This window comes from Bradyrhizobium sp. USDA 376 (assembly GCF_054063675.1).
This window is the reverse complement of sequence record NZ_JBSSGN010000001.1, coordinates 2253465-2269510: the sequence shown is the minus strand read 5'-3', so window position 1 is coordinate 2269510 and position 16046 is coordinate 2253465. Positions and strand designations below refer to the sequence as shown.

Annotated in this window: 14 protein-coding genes; 9 read left to right on the top strand and 5 right to left on the bottom strand. The window is 65.0% G+C overall.

Translation table 11 applies throughout. The annotated features are described in order from the left end of the window. The first annotated feature begins 240 nt into the window (after window positions 1-240). Complete coding sequence (locus tag ACVJ19_RS10670; RefSeq protein ID WP_453955114.1) at window positions 241-1866, top strand: FMN-binding glutamate synthase family protein; 1626 nt, start codon at window positions 241-243, stop codon at window positions 1864-1866. Between the two features lie 104 nt (window positions 1867-1970). Continuing rightward, on the top strand, window positions 1971-2210 hold the full coding sequence (locus ACVJ19_RS10665; RefSeq protein ID WP_018644094.1) for a PilZ domain-containing protein: 240 nt from the start codon (window positions 1971-1973) through the stop codon (window positions 2208-2210). Window positions 2211-2434: 224 nt separating this feature from the next. Here the strand turns inward: ACVJ19_RS10665 and ACVJ19_RS10660 are convergent, their stop codons facing one another. Beyond that, window positions 2435-3730, bottom strand: a complete 1296-nt coding sequence (locus ACVJ19_RS10660) for a hemolysin family protein (RefSeq protein ID WP_453949189.1) — start codon at window positions 3728-3730, stop codon at window positions 2435-2437. Window positions 3731-3973: 243 nt separating this feature from the next. On the opposite strand from ACVJ19_RS10660, the gene ACVJ19_RS10655 reads away from it, so the two are divergent. Then, window positions 3974-6049 carry a methyl-accepting chemotaxis protein gene (locus ACVJ19_RS10655; RefSeq protein WP_453949190.1) on the top strand — a complete coding sequence of 692 codons (2076 nt, stop codon included), beginning with the start codon at window positions 3974-3976 and terminating at the stop codon, window positions 6047-6049. 116 nt (window positions 6050-6165) lie between these two features. Then, window positions 6166-6723, top strand: coding sequence for a TSUP family transporter (locus ACVJ19_RS10650; protein WP_453949191.1), 558 nt, complete (start codon window positions 6166-6168; stop codon window positions 6721-6723). 11 nt (window positions 6724-6734) lie between these two features. On the opposite strand, the gene ACVJ19_RS10645 is transcribed toward ACVJ19_RS10650, so the two are convergent. From ACVJ19_RS10645 to ACVJ19_RS10630, 4 genes are all read right to left on the bottom strand, one after another. Then, the gene (locus ACVJ19_RS10645) at window positions 6735-8672 is read right to left on the bottom strand and encodes a carbohydrate porin (protein ID WP_453955115.1); all 1938 of its coding nucleotides are present in this window, start codon (window positions 8670-8672) and stop codon (window positions 6735-6737) included. Window positions 8673-9104: 432 nt separating this feature from the next. Beyond that, entirely contained in the window at window positions 9105-10064 is a 960-nt protein-coding gene (locus ACVJ19_RS10640; RefSeq protein WP_453949192.1) for a DUF1194 domain-containing protein, read from the bottom strand. Window positions 10065-10257: 193 nt separating this feature from the next. Further along, window positions 10258-10521, bottom strand: coding sequence for a hypothetical protein (locus ACVJ19_RS10635; RefSeq protein WP_036045494.1), 264 nt, complete (start codon window positions 10519-10521; stop codon window positions 10258-10260). Between the two features lie 140 nt (window positions 10522-10661). Then, window positions 10662-11468, bottom strand: a complete 807-nt coding sequence (locus ACVJ19_RS10630; protein WP_453955116.1) for a creatininase family protein — start codon at window positions 11466-11468, stop codon at window positions 10662-10664. Between the two features lie 153 nt (window positions 11469-11621). On the opposite strand from ACVJ19_RS10630, the gene ACVJ19_RS10625 reads away from it, so the two are divergent. The 5 genes from ACVJ19_RS10625 to ACVJ19_RS10605 are packed head-to-tail and all read left to right on the top strand — an operon-like array spanning window position 11622 to window position 15966. After that, window positions 11622-12644 carry an ABC transporter substrate-binding protein gene (locus ACVJ19_RS10625; RefSeq protein WP_453949193.1) on the top strand — a complete coding sequence of 341 codons (1023 nt, stop codon included), beginning with the start codon at window positions 11622-11624 and terminating at the stop codon, window positions 12642-12644. A 10-nt stretch (window positions 12645-12654) separates the two neighbouring features. Further along, entirely contained in the window at window positions 12655-13470 is an 816-nt protein-coding gene (locus tag ACVJ19_RS10620) for an ABC transporter ATP-binding protein (protein WP_453949194.1), read from the top strand. Further along, window positions 13467-14285 (top strand): ABC transporter permease, encoded by an 819-nt coding sequence (locus ACVJ19_RS10615; RefSeq protein ID WP_453949196.1) that lies wholly within the window; start codon window positions 13467-13469, stop codon window positions 14283-14285. Before ACVJ19_RS10620 ends, ACVJ19_RS10615 begins: the two co-directional genes overlap by 4 nt. After that, the gene (locus tag ACVJ19_RS10610) at window positions 14285-15274 is read left to right on the top strand and encodes a 2-hydroxyacid dehydrogenase (RefSeq protein WP_453949197.1); all 990 of its coding nucleotides are present in this window, start codon (window positions 14285-14287) and stop codon (window positions 15272-15274) included. Before ACVJ19_RS10615 ends, ACVJ19_RS10610 begins: the two co-directional genes overlap by 1 nt. Continuing rightward, a complete protein-coding gene (locus ACVJ19_RS10605; RefSeq protein WP_453949198.1) occupies window positions 15274-15966 on the top strand; it encodes an AprI/Inh family metalloprotease inhibitor in 693 nt (230 codons plus the stop codon). Before ACVJ19_RS10610 ends, ACVJ19_RS10605 begins: the two co-directional genes overlap by 1 nt. Window positions 15967-16046 lie beyond the last annotated feature (80 nt).

The window sequence follows — 16046 nt, the reverse complement described above, 5'->3', positions numbered from 1 at the left end:
TCAGTTTGTGGCCACTCGACCCCTCCCATCCCCATCCCTCTGCTGCGGCGCAACAACCTACCCTCTCGGCGGATTGATCTGCGCCGGCCGATTTCGCTAGCCTGAAACAAGGGCCGCGTCATATCCGTATGACAGGCGTGGGCGTATCGTACCGCCTCATGCCGGCGAGAGGATGGGATCGTGGCCGACAATAAAAAGCAGGAATCGCCGAAACGTCTGGCGCTGGCGGAGGAGGGGGTCATGGAGACCCTGCTGCTGCCGTTCTCGCCGCGCTTCATCGTGCTGACGATCTGCGCGGTCGTCACTGCGCTCCTGATCGGCATCGGCATCGCCGACCGCAAGATCTCGGACATCCTGCTGATCCCGATCCTGATCTTCGGCGCCCTGACGCTGCTCGGCGTCCGCGACCTGCTCCAGAAGGGGCACGCGGTGCTGCGCAACTACCCGATCTCGGCGCATATGCGCTTCCTGCTCGAAGAGATCCGCCCCGAGATGCGGCAATATTTCTTCGAGAGCGAGAAGGACGGCATGCCGTTCTCGCGCGATACCCGCTCGTTGGTCTATCAGCGCGCGAAGATGCAGCTCGACAAGCGTCCGTTCGGCACCCAGGAAGACGTCTACCGCGAGGGCTACGAATGGATGCATCACTCGGTCTCGCCGAAGACGCATGCCGAGGAGAAATTCCGCATCACCATCGGCGGGCCCGACTGCAAGAAGCCCTATTCGGCTTCGGTGTTCAACGTTTCGGCCATGAGCTTTGGCGCGCTCAGCCCGAACGCGGTGCGGGCGCTGAATGCCGGCGCCAAAAAGGGCAGCTTCGCGCACGACACCGGCGAGGGCGGCTTCAGCCCCTATCACGCAGAGATGGGCGGCGACATCATCTGGGAGATCGGCTCCGGCTATTTCGGCTGCCGTCATCTCGACGGCTCGTTCGACCCCGAAGCGTTCGCGCGCGTCGCCGGCCAGGACCAGATCAAGATGGTCGAGCTCAAGATCAGCCAGGGCGCCAAGCCCGGCCATGGCGGCGTGCTGCCGGCGGCAAAGGTCTCGGAGGAGATTTCAAAAATCCGCGGCGTCGCCATGGGCGAGGACTGCATCTCGCCGGCCTCGCACCGGGCGTTCTCGACGCCTGTTGGCATGATGCAGTTCATCGCGGAGATGCGGCGCCTGTCCGGCGGCAAGCCGGCCGGCTTCAAGCTGTGCATCGGCCATCCCTGGGAATTCCTGGCGATCTGCAAGGCGATGCTGGAGACCGGCATCTATCCTGATTTCATCGTCGTCGACGGCAATGAAGGCGGCACCGGCGCGGCGCCGCTGGAGTTCATGGACCATTTGGGCATGCCGATGCGCGAGGGCGTCAATTTCGTCCACAATGCGCTGGTCGGCATCAATGCACGCGACCGCATCAAGATCGGCGCTTCCGGCAAGATCGCCACCGCCTTCGACATGGCGCGCGCGATGGCGATCGGCGCCGACTGGTGCAATTCGGCGCGCGGCTTCATGTTCTCGCTCGGCTGTATCCAGTCGCTGAGCTGCCACACCGACCGCTGCCCGACCGGGGTTGCGACGCAGGACCCGACCCGGGCGCGCGCGCTCTACGTGCCGCTCAAGATCGACCGCGTGCACAACTATCACCATGCCACGCTGCACTCGCTGACCGAACTGATCGCCGCGGCCGGCCTCGAACATCCGCAGCAGCTGCGTCCGATCCATTTCAACCAGCGGACATCGACGACCCAGGTGAAGTCGTTCGCACAGCTCTATCCGGCGCTGCGCCCGGGCGAGCTGCTCGAAGGCACGGAAGACCCGCGCTTCCGCGACGCCTGGAAGATGGCGCGGGCGGAGACGTTCCAGCCGGCGCTGTGAGCAAGTCGCTCCGGCCGCGGCCACGTCGGGCGGGTTCGTGTAAATTCACCGCGAGCGGGGCTGGCAATTAGCATTTCATTCAACTTTGGGTGTAAATTCACCCTATGGATGAACGACGCAACAAAGCCAGGCATCGGGTGCTGAAGGCCGGAACGATCGAGTTCGGCGGCGGCGCGATCGACTGCACCGTTCGCAATTTCTCGGACACCGGCGCGGCGCTCGACGTCACCAGCCCGGTCGGCATTCCCGAACACTTCACCCTGTTCATCCAGGCCGACGGAACGCATCTGCCCTGCACCGTGGTCTGGCGCAAGGAAAAGCGGATCGGGGTGAGGTTCGGGTAGGTCGAGCGTTCGGCCTGAGCGCGTGCTGCAATCTCCGCCGTCGTCCTGGACAAGCGTCAGCGCAGATCCAGGACCCATACCGCGTGATCTGTCGATTGCGGTTGGTAGCAGTACCGAGCACCCAGTCTTCGCCAAACTGCTTCCTGGGAGTATGGGTCCCGGATCGGCGCGCGCTTGGGGCGCGCTTGTCCGGGACGACGCGTGGAGAGCTTTACGCCCTCACCTCACGCCGCCGCCTGCTCGCCGTGGCGGCTCGCCAGAATCTTGTCGATCCGCCGGCCGTCGAGATCGACGACCTCGATATGCCAGCCGCCGAGGTCGAAGGCGTCGCCGACGTTGGGCAACATGCTGAATTGCTGCAGCACGAGCCCCGCCACCGTGTTGAAGCGATGCGGCGGCAGCTCGATGCCGAGCAGCTCGCCGAATTCGTCGACCGGCATCCAGCCGGCGACCAGCAGCGATTCGTCCGCGCGCTTGACGTAAGCCGGCTCCGGCGGGCCCTCCTCGGAATGGAACGCGCCGACGATCGATTCCAGGATGTCGGCCGCGGTGACCACGCCTTCGAAGGCGCCGTACTCGTCGTAGACGAAACCGACATGAACCGGCGCGGCCTTCAGGATCGTGAGCACATCGCGGGCATCCGCCGACGCCGGAATGCTCGGCGCTTCGCGGACCAGCGCCCGCAGGTCGGGCGTGCGTTCGTTCATGTACGCGACCAGCAGGTCCTTGGCCTGGAGCACGCCGATCGGCTTGTCGCGATCGCCGTAGGACGCCGGAAAGCGCGAATGCGGGCTCTTCGCGATGATCGCCTGAATGGTTTCAGGAGTATCGTTCAGGTCGATCTCGTCGACCTCCGTGCGCGGCGTCATGACGGCGCCGACCGGCCGGTCGCCGAGCCGCATCACGCCGGCGATCATCTCCTTCTCGCCGGGCTCGAGCACGCCCGCACTCTCGGCTTCGCTGACGAGGTGATGGATCTCGTCCTCCGAGACCTTCTCCTCGGCCTTGCCGCCGCGGCCGAGCAGCGTGAGGATCAGCTTGCCGGAGAGATCGAGCAGGTAGACGAGCGGCAGCGATATCTTCGCAAGCAGGTGCATCGCGGGCGCGACCCTGACCGCGATGCTTTCAGGATCGCGCAGCGCCACCTGCTTCGGCACCAGCTCGCCGACGATCAGGGTGGCGTAGGTGATGATGGTGACGACGATGCCGACGCCGACGATGTCGGCGATGCCGGAGGACAGTCCGAGCTCGACCAGCCATTGCGTCAGCCGCTGCCCGAGCGTCGCGCCGGAGAAGGCGCCCGAGAGCACGCCGACCAGCGTGATGCCGATCTGCACCGTCGAGAGGAATTTCCCGGGATCGGACGCCAGCGTCAGCGCCCGCTCGGCGCCGCGCACGCCCTTGGCGGCGAGCAGCGACAAGCGGGCCGGGCGAGACGAGACCACGGCCAGCTCCGACATGGACAAGAGGCCGTTGATGACGATCAGGACGATGACGATGACGAGTTCGACCGAGAGCATTGACGTTCCGAGGCAAGCAAGTATGGCAGGCGGTTGCCGGCACACGCATTGATATAGGTATTCAGTGCGGAAATGCCGACATTCTGTCGCATCCGTCACCGCGAGGGAACCCGCATGGCGGACGTGTTCCGAGCGAGTCTGCGACGACATGACACCCGCGGAACTACGGGCATGTGCTTAACGGGGTCTTAGTGGCCGCCGACTAGGTTCTCCGCATTTGTAAATGCATTTGGGGGACCGAGGATGCGGATCGGGAAGCTTTTCGCGCTGTCGATGCTGACGGTGACGGTTTTTGCAGTCATCCTCGGCGCCGAGGTGCTCATACCCCAAGCGCGCATCTTCACGAACCGGTCCGACGCGATCAAGGCCGTCGACGCCTTTGGTGCGACCCTGATGGTCAGTCAGCACGTCGCCGGCCTTCGCGCGCCCTACATCGGACCGATCTTCCAGGAAGGTGCCGCCACGCAGGCCCAGATCGAAGCTGCTGCCAAGGCCGCGAAAGCCGCCGATGCCGCGTTCGAGGGAGCAAAGCGAGCCATCATGGTGCTGGATGACGGCGCGCCGATGGCCGACAACCTCGACCGCGCCGCGCGGCGGCTGAAGGACGTCACCACGGCGGCCGATCGCGCGATGAGCGTTCCCCTGGCGGCGCGCGACAGCGCCGCGATCAAGGGCTTTCTGCCCGGCGTGGCCGAGGTCATCGCCGGCATCGAGCCCATCATGAACCGGCTCGAGGCGAAGGTCGTCAGTGCCGACTCCTCGCTCGCGGCGCTCTTGAGCCTGGCACGGACCGCGCAGGATCTGCGCGTCGCGGCGGGCAGCCGCGCGGCCACGCTGTCGCCGCCGCTGTCCGCGCGCCGGCCGCTGACGGCGGCCGAGATAACGCTGATGGACCGCATGCAGGGACGCGTCGAAGCCGACCGCGAGCGCATCGAGGCCGGCGTCGACCAGCTCGGAAATCCGCCCCGGATCGCGACCGCATTGAAGGCGGCGACGGACTCCTATTTCGGCAAGGCCGCGCTTGCGATCGAGAAGGAGATGCCTGCGGCGAGAGCGGACGGCAAATACGGGATCAGCGCCGAAGAGCTCGCGAGCGTCATCGTGCCGGCGATCCAGATGTTCTATGGCGTGCGTGACGCTGCGCTCGCGGAAGCGGGCGAGCGCGCTTCGGCTTCGCGTGATGGCGCGCTGGCGATGCTGGCGCTTGCGGGCGTCGCGGTGCTGGCGCTGCTCGGCACGCTCGGCGGCGTGACCATGATGCTGCGCAGCCGCGTGGTGACGCCGCTCGGCCGTCTCGCCAACGTGATCGGAACGCTCGCCGCCGGACGGCATGACGTCGAGATTCCGGCGACGGGCCGCAATGACGAGATCGGGCAGGTCGCGGGCTCGCTCCAGCACTTCAAGGATTCGCTCCTCGCCAAGAAGGCCGCCGACGAGGCGGCCGCGATCGAGGCCGAGGCGAAGCTCAAACGCAGCCAGCGCATGGACCAGATCGCGCGTGACTTCGAAGCCATGATCGGCGACGTCATCAACACCGTCGCGTCGGCATCCTCGGAGCTGGAGGTATCGGCGGGAACGCTGACGAGCACGGCCGAACAGTCCGAGCAGGTCACTGCGACCGTCGCGGCCGCGTCCGAACAGGCCTCCACCAACGTGCAGACCGTTGCCGCGGCGGCAGAGGAAATGGCCTCGTCGGTCGACGAGATCAGCCGGCAGGTCCAGGACTCCGCGCGCGTCGCCGGTGAAGCCGTGCAGCAGGCCGAGCGGACCAACGATCATGTCGGCGAGCTCGCCAAGGCCGCCGGGCGGATCGGCGATGTCGTCGAGCTCATCAGCCAGATCGCGGGGCAGACCAATCTCCTGGCGCTGAACGCCACCATCGAGGCGGCGCGGGCCGGCGAGGCCGGACGCGGCTTCGCGGTGGTCGCCTCCGAGGTCAAGGCGCTGGCCGAGCAGACCGCCAAGGCCACCGGCGAGATCAGCCAGCAGATATCAGGCATCCAGGCTGCGACCGAGGATTCCGTCGGCGCCATCAAGGCGATCGGCGACACCATCACAAGGATGTCCGAGATCGCATCCGCGATCGCCTCGGCGGTCGAGGAGCAGGGCGCGGCGACCCGGGAGATTTCGCGCAACGTGCAGCAGGCGGCGCGCGGCACCCAGCAGGTCTCCGCCAGCATCGTCGACGTGCAGCACGGCGCGAGCCAGACCGGATCGTCCTCCGCCAACGTGCTCGCCGCCGCCAGATCGCTGTCCGGCGAGAGCACCCGTCTCAAGACCGAGGTCGGAAAATTCCTGGACGCGATCCGGGCGGCGTAACAAGGTCATTGTGCAAGGAAGAGGCTTCACCTAGACTTGCATCACGGGGATGTCGCAGCCTCCCCGTGAAGTGGTGATCCCACGCAAGCGCTGCTCGCTGATCTATGGAGCGAGCAATGGACGGGATCGCAATCGAGCTTCCGCTTTTCCTGTTGGCCACCTTCGCCGGCGCGTTCGTCGCCGGCCTCTTCGGCGTGCCGGCCGGGGTGTCGCTTCTGACCTGGGCTGATCCGAAGAGCGTCCGCATCGCGGTTGGAGCTATTCTGATCGCCTACAGCCTGTACGCATTCTTCCGGCCGCAGCTCAAACTCGCCACCGTTGTGCCGCCGGTCGCTGACATGACGGTCGGCTTCGTCAACGGCCTGCTCGGCGGGCTGACTGGCTTTGCCGGCATCGTCGTCACCATCTGGTGCAACCTGCGGGGCCTGCCCAAGGACGCGCAGCGTGCCACGTTTCAGCCGGTCGCCGTCGTGGTGTTCGCCATGGCGGCGCTCTGGCTGGGTGCCAAAGGATCGCTCACGCTCGACACGGCGAAGCTGTTCGCACTCGGCCTGCCGTTCCTGTTCACCGGCACGTGGCTCGGGCTGAAACTGTTCGGCCGGATCGATGAGGCCGCGTTCCGCAAGATCGTGCTCGCGCTGCTGTTCGTCTCGGGTGTTGCGCTCCTGTTCTGAGCCGTGGCGGCTCAGAACTCCCCGTGCAGCCGCCCTGAAAACACCGACACCGGTCCACGATCCGCGTTGTAGGCGGGATTGACGATGAGCTGGTAGTCGGCGGTGAGGGTGAGATTCTTGTTCAGTGCGTAGGCGTAATAGGTTTCGAGGATGCGCTCCTTGCGGTAGTTGAGCGCGCCGTCGCCGACGAGAACGCCGAGGCCGCCGGCGGCGAGGAAGTCGCGATAGTCCTGCGAAATTGCGTTGATTGCGCCGCCGATGCCGATCACGTCGTCGGGCCGGCCCCATTTCGTACCCTTGATTGAAAGGCCGCCGGACAGGCTGCGATGGATGTCGGTGAAGGCCAGCGTTTCGAAGCGGCCGTCGTTCCAGCTCCAGCGCCCGAACAGTCCGACGTCATCCGTGATCGCCTGCTCGAGGTTGAGCACATAGCCATACTTCAGGCGGCCGCGCCGGGTCTGGGCGATGTCGAGATTGAGCGCGGGATTGTCCAGCGTCTCGCGGAAGCTGCCCATGTTCGCACTGTCGACCCAGCCCATGGTCCTGAGCTTGCCGGGCTGGCCGAGCAGCGAGAAGCGTGTTTCGAGCTCGAGCACGTACTGGCCGCGTTCGCCGACCCTGGTGTCGAAATGATTCGAGTTGGACTCGGAGACCATCAGGAAATAGCCACCACGGAGCGCCCAGAGCTTCTGGTTGAGCTCGGCGGTGACGCCGTAGGTCAGGCCGACCTTGTCGGCGGAATAGTCGAAGGCGCCCGGCGCCCACAGCGACCAGTTCATGAAGTCCTTGCGGGTGTCCTTGGCATAGGCATTGCCGTCGAACACGTCGACCACCGCGAACTTGCCGGCCTGCACGGTGAGACGGGACACGTCGACCTTCTGGCCGAGTTGCAACTGACCGCTCGCGAGCTCTTCCTGCTCGCCGCCGAAGCCGAAGGTCTGGCGTACGAACAGGCGCGAGGTGTTGTAGTGCGGGTAGGGGAAGTTCGACTTCTGCGCCTCGCCGTTCGGGAAGCCGGCCGCGCCGACCGTGTCGTTCAATCCAAAACCCTGGAGCAGTTCGGGATTGTAATAGACCTCGCCGCCGTCCCACAGCCGCGCGTTCAGGAACAGGCTGTTGCTCCACGTCGCCTTGGCTTGCCGCGACGGCGAGAGCGAGTTCGGTCCGCTGTAGAGGGCGGGGAACGACGGATAGCCTTGCGGCAGATAGGTGCTCTGGCCGTGAATCTCCCAGCGATCCGATTCCGTGTCGATCAGCGAGCTGTTCGGGTTGTAGCCCGGCACGCCCGGCCAATCGACCTTGCGGTTGAGGCCGAGCCTGATCGTCTGGAAGTCGAGCGCGGACGAGGTGTACTGCGCGCCCGTCGAGAAGGCGACGTTGGCGCTGTCGAAGCGGCTGTAGAAATATTCGAGCCGCGCGCTCCAATGCGGCGCGAAGCCGTATTCGATGCCGGCGCCCGCGATCCAGCCCGGCCGCGTGTTCAGAATCTTCGGGACTGCTTCGCCGGAGGCCGGCGCGTCGAAATAGCGCTCGCCCATCCACGCAAAGCCGCCGGTGGCATAGACGAGCCACGGACCGCTGGTGTAGCCGACGCGGCCGCGCAGGCTCGCGGTGTAGTCCCATTGCTGCGTGACCGTGTTGGCAGGCGTCGCCAGGAAGGAGACGATCGAGTTCGAGGTGATGTAGTTGGGAAACGAGAAATCGCCCTCGACGCCGACCAGCCAGCCGGAGTTGAGCCGGTAATTGTAGCCCGCCTGCACGCCGCCGATTGTGCCGCTGAAGACGCCGCTGTCGCTGATGTCAGTGCCATCGTTCAGCGCGAAGCGCGACGAACCGCGGCTGTAGCCGGCATGCGCGCCGATATAGAGGCCGGTCCAGTCATAGACGGCTTTCAGGGCCGGGGCCTTCAGCGGCAGATCGGCCGCGCGGCTGGCGGCGGGAAAAACCATCACGCCCGTGGCAATCGCCGCGGCCGTCCGCAAGTACCTGTAACGGTGACCTCTCAACGTCAAAACGAAACGCCCCCAAAACGCGAATGTATCCCACTCGCCGCGATATCCCTGCCGATTCGCGGCCACTCTGTCATCAGGCCTCGGTTGCCGACGCGATCAGTCGAGATGATCCTGTTTCGGCGCGACTTCGACCCAAGTCCCTAATCCTGCTGCGAACCTTATTGCGATTAATTCGCAATAGCAACTAGCGCACGTTGCCGCAGAAGATGGTTCGCACCGCTGTGTGACGGGACTGCAACATCGGTTAAGGGGGCAGGAACGTGGACTTGCTCGAGCGGAACCTGGCCTCTGTTGGAGGCCTATCCGAGGCCGGGCGAATGGGAGGGGCGGCGAGATCCGCGAAGGTCGGCGGTCGGCCAACGTAGGTGCCTAGCAGCCGCGGCAGATGCCCTTGATCTTCCTGTCGAGCAACGCGTCATCCTTGCTGGCCGGGCTGTTCACCGCCGGACTGTTCGCCGGTTTGCTCATCGCCGGACTATACGTCGCCGGCGTATTCCACCGCTGCTGCCAAAGCTTCTCGCCGATCGTGCAGAGAACCCGCGGCTTACCGTCCGCAGAGGGGGCGGTCGATCGTTCCGGTGTGCGGCCCGCGACCTCGAGAGCCAGCTTGGTCCGGATCGCCTCCTTGAAGTTTTCGCGGTTGGTGATCGGCACAACAAAGGAGCCTGGGCCGCCGATCACGCAATCCTCATAGTACCAATCGATATGATCGATATTCTGGAAGTCCGTCGGATCAAGGGGTGTTGCTTTGGTCATGACCGGCAGGCCGGTGATGACGATGCCCTGCAGCACCGCTGCATCACGCGCTGAGGTGACCGGATCACCGTTGCTGTTGGGACCGTCGCCCGAAATATCAATGACACGGCGCGAACCACTGTATGGGTTACGCTCGAAGAGCGAGGTGGCGAACTTGATTGCACTCGAAATCGAGGTACGCGAACCGCGGCGGATCGGTGCGTTGGTGATTTCTGTTGCGACAGCCGCAGCCGCTCCCGGCCCGTCGATCTGTCGCCAGGGGACGATTATTTTCTGGTCGCTGGTCGAGGACCATTCGAAATAGGTCAGCGCGATCTTGCCGACGGGACCGGAGCGCAGGGCTCGCAGAAACTCCTCCGAGACAATGGCCTTGGCATAGCCTTGGCGCTGGGCTGCCAGGTCATCCGGCTCCATCGAGTAGGACACGTCGACCGCGACTACGAGTTCGAGGTCCACGGAGGGGCGGCTGTCAGTCTGGATCGTTGGTTGCGGCTGTGAGGCCGGCTCGGAAAATGCCTGCGTCGATGTCAGGATCGCAATCAGGATCGATCCAATTGAGACCCGCCAATTCACGCTCGCCCTCCAGTCACCCGTTCGCATTTTGGCACGTGCAAGATGTAATCGGAAGGCGGCATTGCCGGGGGCGCCCAAAAAGGATGACCCGCCCGGGGGGACAGCCGGGCGGGTCGGGGGCACGACACGGGGTGGATGAGGCGCCCGTGTCGGACGCAGGATCCACGTGGGAGATCGGCCTCAGGTACCTAGATCAGTAGCAGGTACGAACGCGGCCGACGTACTGGCCGAAGGCGTTGTACTGGGCGACCCAGCCGCAGCGGTGATAGCCGTGGTAATAGGGATCGTTGCTGGCGGCGATCGCGGAGCCGACGACGGCGGCGGTGGCGATGCCGGCACCGACACCCCAGACCCAGCCGGGCTGCTTGGCTTCGGCCGAGGTGGTGGTGGACGCGATGCTGCCGGTGACGGCAAGGGCAGCGAGCGCGGCGGCGGCAATCTTGGTCTTGATCGACATGTGAAACTCCATCCGGGGTTGAGGCGGTCCGTTGTGGCCCGCGTGCCCAGTTGGACGGAGGCATGCCGTGTCAGGTTCGAAAGCGCGCCTGGCGCTCCCGGGAGCCGGTCATTTCCCAAATAGTTTCAGTTGGATGCGGGCTAGCCGAGGGGGCCTTTGGCGAGCCTGTTCACGTCGAAGTTATCGACCTCGGCAAGCAGCTCGCAGAAGGCGCGCGCGCCCTGATCGATCAGCTGCTCGCCTTTCTCGGCGACGGCCAACGTCGCATCGCCGACCGCGCCGCTGGCGTTGAGATCCTGCGCCTGCCAGGCGAACGGCGCGGGGCGCTGCGTCGATAGCCAGCGATACTGCTTTTCCAACGCCACGCTGCTCGCGGGAAAGTCCGCGATCGCGTCCCTGCGAACCTGACCCGGATAGCGCGCCAGCATGATCGAGGTCTCGACCGCGCCGCCGTGAATGCCGTGGCGCACTTCATCGGCGGGGAACAATTTGTCGGCCCCTGAGAGCCGCGACCACGACGTCGTCACCACGAACAGTTTTTGGTGCGCGCGAAGGTCTTGCGCGACCAGCATCATGGCCGCGCTGTTGCCGCCATGGCTGGTGATGATGACGAGCTTCTTCACGCCGCGCCGCGCGACCTCCGTGCCGATCCCTGTCCATGTCTTCAGCGCAATTTCGGTCGGCAGCGTCTGCGTGCCCGGATAGTCGATATGCTCGGTGGAAATGCCCACCCGTTCAACGGGAAGAAAGCTGGCCGGAATGTTTTCGGGCAGCACCTCGCGCACGCGCGCGAGATAGGCGTCCGCGATCAGCACGTCCGTCTCGAGCGGCAAATGCGGGCCGTGCTGCTCGGTCGCCGCCAGCGGCAGCACCGCAATCCAGCGCGATACATCCGCTGGGGCAGCCTTGGCCCAGTTGATGTCGGTCCAGTCGCGGGATGGCGTGATCAAGGTTTCTTTGCCCGAATTTGTCACGTAATTTGGGTTATGAGGGGACGCGGGCCTGGCCGGCTCGCGTCCCCGAACTTCATGCGGTTCTATCGCGTTGCCTTCACTTGAGCCAGACGCGATTGGGCCAGCCACGATCGACGGAGTGCCATCATGACCCCCTCTCATCTGCGGCAAGCGTTAACGGCGGGCTTGGTGGCCGCTTTGCTCTCGATTCTTCCGGCGCGCGCCGAGACGCTCGACAAGGTAACCTTCGGCACCAACTGGGTCGCCGAGGCCGAGCACGGCGGCTTCTTCCAGGCCGTCGCCGACGGCACCTACAAGAAGTACGGGCTGGACGTCACCATCGTCCCCGGCGGTCCCAACGAGAACAACCGGATGCTGCTGATCGCCGGCAAGATCGATTTCTTCATGGCCGCGAACACGCTGATGTCATTCGATGCGGTCGCCAATAACGTCCCCGTCGTCACCATCGCTGCGGTGTTCCAGAAGGACCCGCAGGTGATGCTGACGCAGCCCGACGCCAAGGTCGCCAAGATCGAGGACCTCAAGCCGCTGACGCTGTTCGTCTCCAAGGAGGGCATGACCAGCTACTTCCAGTGGCTGAAGTCCGAATATGGCTTCAACGAGAAGAACGTTCGTCCCTACAATTTCAATCCGCAGCCCTTCATCGCCAACCCCAAGAGCGCGATGCAGGGCTACGTCACCTCCGAGCCCTTCGCGGTCGAGAAGGCCGCCGGCTTCAAGCCCAGCGTGCTGCTGCTCGCCGATTACGGCTTCAACACCTATTCGACCCTGATCGAGACCCGCCGCGACGTCGTCGAGAAGAAGCCCGATCTCGTGCAGCGCTTCGTCGATGCCTCCATGATCGGCTGGTACAATTACATCTATCGCGACAATTCTGCCGGAAACGCCCTGATCAAGCAGCTCAACCCGGAGATGACCGACGATCTGCTCGCCTATTCCGTCGCCAAGATGAAGGAATACGGAATCGTCGATTCCGGCGACAGCTTGAAGAACGGCATCGGCGCGATGAGCGACGAGCGCTACACCTCCTTCTTCAACAAGATGGTGAAGGCGGGAGTCGTGAAGGCGGATCTCGATTTCCGCAAGTCCTACACGCTGCGCTTCGTCAACAAGGGCGTCGGCGTCGAGCTGCGCCCGAGCAAGCCGTAACGCACGGTCGATGTCCGCTGCCCAAACCTCGTCAGCCGTCGAGGCCAGCCTGACCGCTCTCGCCGTCAGCCTGCGCGGCGTGACGAAGACGTTTGACAACGGCGTCACGGCGCTCGGCCCGCTCGACCTTGCCGTGCGCAAGGGCGAGTTCATCTCGCTGCTCGGCCCGTCAGGCTGCGGCAAGTCGACCGCGCTGCGGATCATTGCCGGCCTCAGCGCGCCGTCGTCAGGCACCGTGCGCGTGGCGCGTCACGAGGGCGTGCCGGCGCCCGGCCATGGCATCGGCTTCGTGTTCCAGGAGCCGACCCTGATGCCGTGGACCAGCGTGCGCGAGAACGTGCGGTTGCCGCTGAAGCTCGGCGGCGTCCCGAAGGCCGAAGGGCGCGCGCGTGCCGACGAAGCGCTGGCCAGCGTCGGGCTTGCCGATTTCGCCGATGCCTATCCGCGCGAGCTCTCCGGCGGCATGAAGATGCGGGTGTCGCTGGCGCGCGCGCTCGTTACCGACCCCGATATCCTCCTGATGGACGAGCCGTTCGCGGCCCTCGACGAGATCACGCGCTTCCGCCTCAACAACGACCTGCTCGCGCTGTGGCGAGCCCTGGGCAAGACCATCATCTTCGTCACCCATTCGGTGTTCGAATCCGTCTATCTGTCGCAGCGCGTCGTGGTGATGACGGCGCGGCCGGGCCGCATCCAGGCCGACATCCGCATCGAGACGGTCGAGCCGCGCGGCGAGGAGTTTCGCACTTCGGCGGCCTATTCCGATTATTGCCGGCGCGTGTCGGCCGCGCTGGCGCCGTCCTATTCGGGGCAGTCGGCGCTATGAACGCGCAAGCTCCCGTCGCCGCAAAACCATCCGGCGCGCAACGCGCGATGCGCTTCGTGCTCCCCGTCCTCGTGTTCGCGGCCGGGCTCCTCGCCTGGGAACTCGTGGTCCGTATCAAGGACATCCCGCCTTACGTGCTGCCGGCACCCTCCGTCATTTTCATGACACTGATCAAGGATTGGGCGGTGCTGTCACAATCGCTCACGACCACGCTGCTGACGACGCTGGAAGGTTTTGTCGCCGCCAGCATCGGTGGCATCGCACTGGCGCTGCTGTTCAACCAGTCGAAATGGGTGGAATATTCGCTGTTCCCCTATGCCGTCGTGCTCCAGGTCACGCCGGTGATCGCGATTGCGCCGCTGCTCCTGATCTATCTGGAGCAGCAGACCGCGGTCGTCGTCTGCGCCTTCATCGTCGCCTTTTTCCCGGTGCTGTCGAATACCACGCTCGGGCTGAACTCGGTCGATCGCAACCTCGCCGGGCTATTCCAGCTTTATGGCGCATCAAAGCCGCAGACCCTGCGTTTCCTGAAACTGCCGGCGGCGTTGCCCTATATCCTCGGCGGCCTGCGCATCGCAGGTGGCCTGTCGCTGATCGGCGCAGTTGTGGCCGAGATCGCGGCCGGAACGGCCGGCGCCGGCTCCGGGCTCGCCTACAGGATCGCCGAGTCGGGCTACCGGTTGAACATACCCCGCATGTTCGCCGCGCTGCTTTTGTTGTCGCTGGCCGGGATTGTCATCTATGGGGTGCTGGCGCTAGTTTCCCACCTCGTTTTACGGCGCTGGCATGAAAGCGCGCTTGGAAAGGAAAGCTGATGTCTACCGGTTCGATTTCGTCCGAAAAGATCGATCTTTTGATTTATGGACCGGTGCGGCCGATCCTCGAAAGCGGGTTTTCCGATCATTTCGTCGTGCACAAGGCCGAGACGCGGGGCGATCTCGAGCGCCTGACGCCGGCGATCCGCGAAAAGATCCGCGGCGTGGCGGTGACCTATCACACCGTGCGCGCCGACAGGGATTCGCTGTCGCAGCTGCCCAAGATCGAGATGGTGGCGAGCTTCGGCGTCGGCTACGACCATGTCGATGCCAAATACGCCGCCGAGCACAACATCATCGTCACCAACACGCCCGACGTGCTGACCGAGGAGGTCGCCGACGTCGCGATGGGCCTGTTGATCTCCACCTTGCGCGAGTTCATCAAGGCTGACCGCTACGTCCGCTCCGGGCTCTGGCAGACCCAGAACTATCCGCTCAGCGTCGGTTCGCTGCGCGACCGCAAGGTCGGTATCGTCGGCATGGGGCGGATCGGCCAGGCCATCGCGCGCCGGCTCGACGCCTCTCTGGTGCCGGTGGTCTATCACTCGCGCAATCCGTCCAAGGACGTCTCCTACAAGCACTACCCTGATTTGATCGAGATGGCGAAGGCCGTGGACACCTTGATGGTGATCGTGCCCGGCGGCGCCTCGACCAACAAGATGATCAATGCCGAGGTGCTGAAGGCGCTCGGCCCGCGCGGCGTGCTGGTCAACGTCGCGCGCGGCTCCGTGGTCGACGAGCCGGCGCTGATCCAGGCGCTGAAATCCGGCACCATCCTTGCCGCCGGCCTCGACGTGTTCGCGGCCGAGCCGACCGTGCCGGACGAGCTCAAGTCCATGCAGAATGTCGTGCTGCTGCCGCATATCGGCTCGGCCTCGGTGGTGACGCGCAACGCGATGGACCAGCTTGTCGTCGACAATCTCAAGTCCTGGTTCGCCGGCAAGGCGCCGCTGACGCCGGTTGCGGAAACGCCGTTCAAGGGGCGCTGATGAGAGCTCTTCGGGGCGTTGCATTCGCCGTCGCGGCCTACTTGGCCGCGATCGGCATCGTGCATGCGCAGGATGCGACGAGCCTGAAGAAGTCGATGCCCGGGCAATGGGAGCTTTCGACCACCGAGCGCAGCAAGACCTGCGTCGTCACGCTCAAGGCCGATGCCGCAGGCCAGGGTTACAAGCTGGAGCTCGAGCCGGCCTGCAAGACCGCGCTGCCCTTCACCAAGGGCATCGTCGCCTGGAGCGTGAAGGGCCTCGACATCGTGCGCTTGCAGGATGCGACCGGTGAAGCCGTGATCGACTTCACGGAGGTCGAGGCCGGCATCTTCGAGGGCCTGCGCCAGGGCGAAGGCGTCTACATCCTGCAGGACCTCGCCGCCGCCCGCTCGATGGCCAAGTCGATGGACCAGATGATCGGCGACTGGTCGATGGTGCGCGGCAATGGCCAGCCGGTCTGCGGATTGACGCTGACCAACACGGAAGCCAGCCAGGACAATTTCCAGGTCTTCCTCAAGCCGAAATGCGATGCGGCCATCGCGCAGTTCAACCCGACGCAATGGCGGCTCGAGCGCGGCCAGATCATCCTGATGTCGAAAACAGGCGATGTCTGGCAGTTCGAGGCCGACGACAACGCGCAGTGGCGGCGCGTCCCCGACACCGCCGATCCCCTGATCATGCTGCGTCAGTAGGCGCGGGCTCGGTCACCTCTCCCGCTTGCGGGAGAGGTCGCGCCGAAGGCGCGGGTGAGGGCTTCCTCCTCTTGGGGGTT

Excerpts from the sequence above, each read along its gene's own strand:
- ACVJ19_RS10610 (WP_453949197.1), top strand. The coding sequence starts at position 14,285 with ATGTCTACCGGTTCGATTTCGTCCGAAAAGATCGATCTTTTGATTTAT.
- ACVJ19_RS10660 (WP_453949189.1), bottom strand. The coding sequence starts at position 3,730 with ATGCTCTCGGTCGAACTCGTCATCGTCATCGTCCTGATCGTCATCAAC.
- ACVJ19_RS10635 (WP_036045494.1), bottom strand. The coding sequence starts at position 10,521 with ATGTCGATCAAGACCAAGATTGCCGCCGCCGCGCTCGCTGCCCTTGCC.
- ACVJ19_RS10605 (WP_453949198.1), top strand. The coding sequence starts at position 15,274 with ATGAGAGCTCTTCGGGGCGTTGCATTCGCCGTCGCGGCCTACTTGGCC.
- ACVJ19_RS10650 (WP_453949191.1), top strand. The coding sequence starts at position 6,166 with ATGGACGGGATCGCAATCGAGCTTCCGCTTTTCCTGTTGGCCACCTTC.
- ACVJ19_RS10645 (WP_453955115.1), bottom strand. The coding sequence starts at position 8,672 with ATGGTTTTTCCCGCCGCCAGCCGCGCGGCCGATCTGCCGCTGAAGGCC.
- ACVJ19_RS10655 (WP_453949190.1), top strand. The coding sequence starts at position 3,974 with ATGCGGATCGGGAAGCTTTTCGCGCTGTCGATGCTGACGGTGACGGTT.
- ACVJ19_RS10625 (WP_453949193.1), top strand. The coding sequence starts at position 11,622 with ATGACCCCCTCTCATCTGCGGCAAGCGTTAACGGCGGGCTTGGTGGCC.
- ACVJ19_RS10665 (WP_018644094.1), top strand. The coding sequence starts at position 1,971 with ATGGATGAACGACGCAACAAAGCCAGGCATCGGGTGCTGAAGGCCGGA.
- ACVJ19_RS10620 (WP_453949194.1), top strand. The coding sequence starts at position 12,655 with ATGTCCGCTGCCCAAACCTCGTCAGCCGTCGAGGCCAGCCTGACCGCT.
- ACVJ19_RS10670 (WP_453955114.1), top strand. The coding sequence starts at position 241 with ATGGAGACCCTGCTGCTGCCGTTCTCGCCGCGCTTCATCGTGCTGACG.
- ACVJ19_RS10615 (WP_453949196.1), top strand. The coding sequence starts at position 13,467 with ATGAACGCGCAAGCTCCCGTCGCCGCAAAACCATCCGGCGCGCAACGC.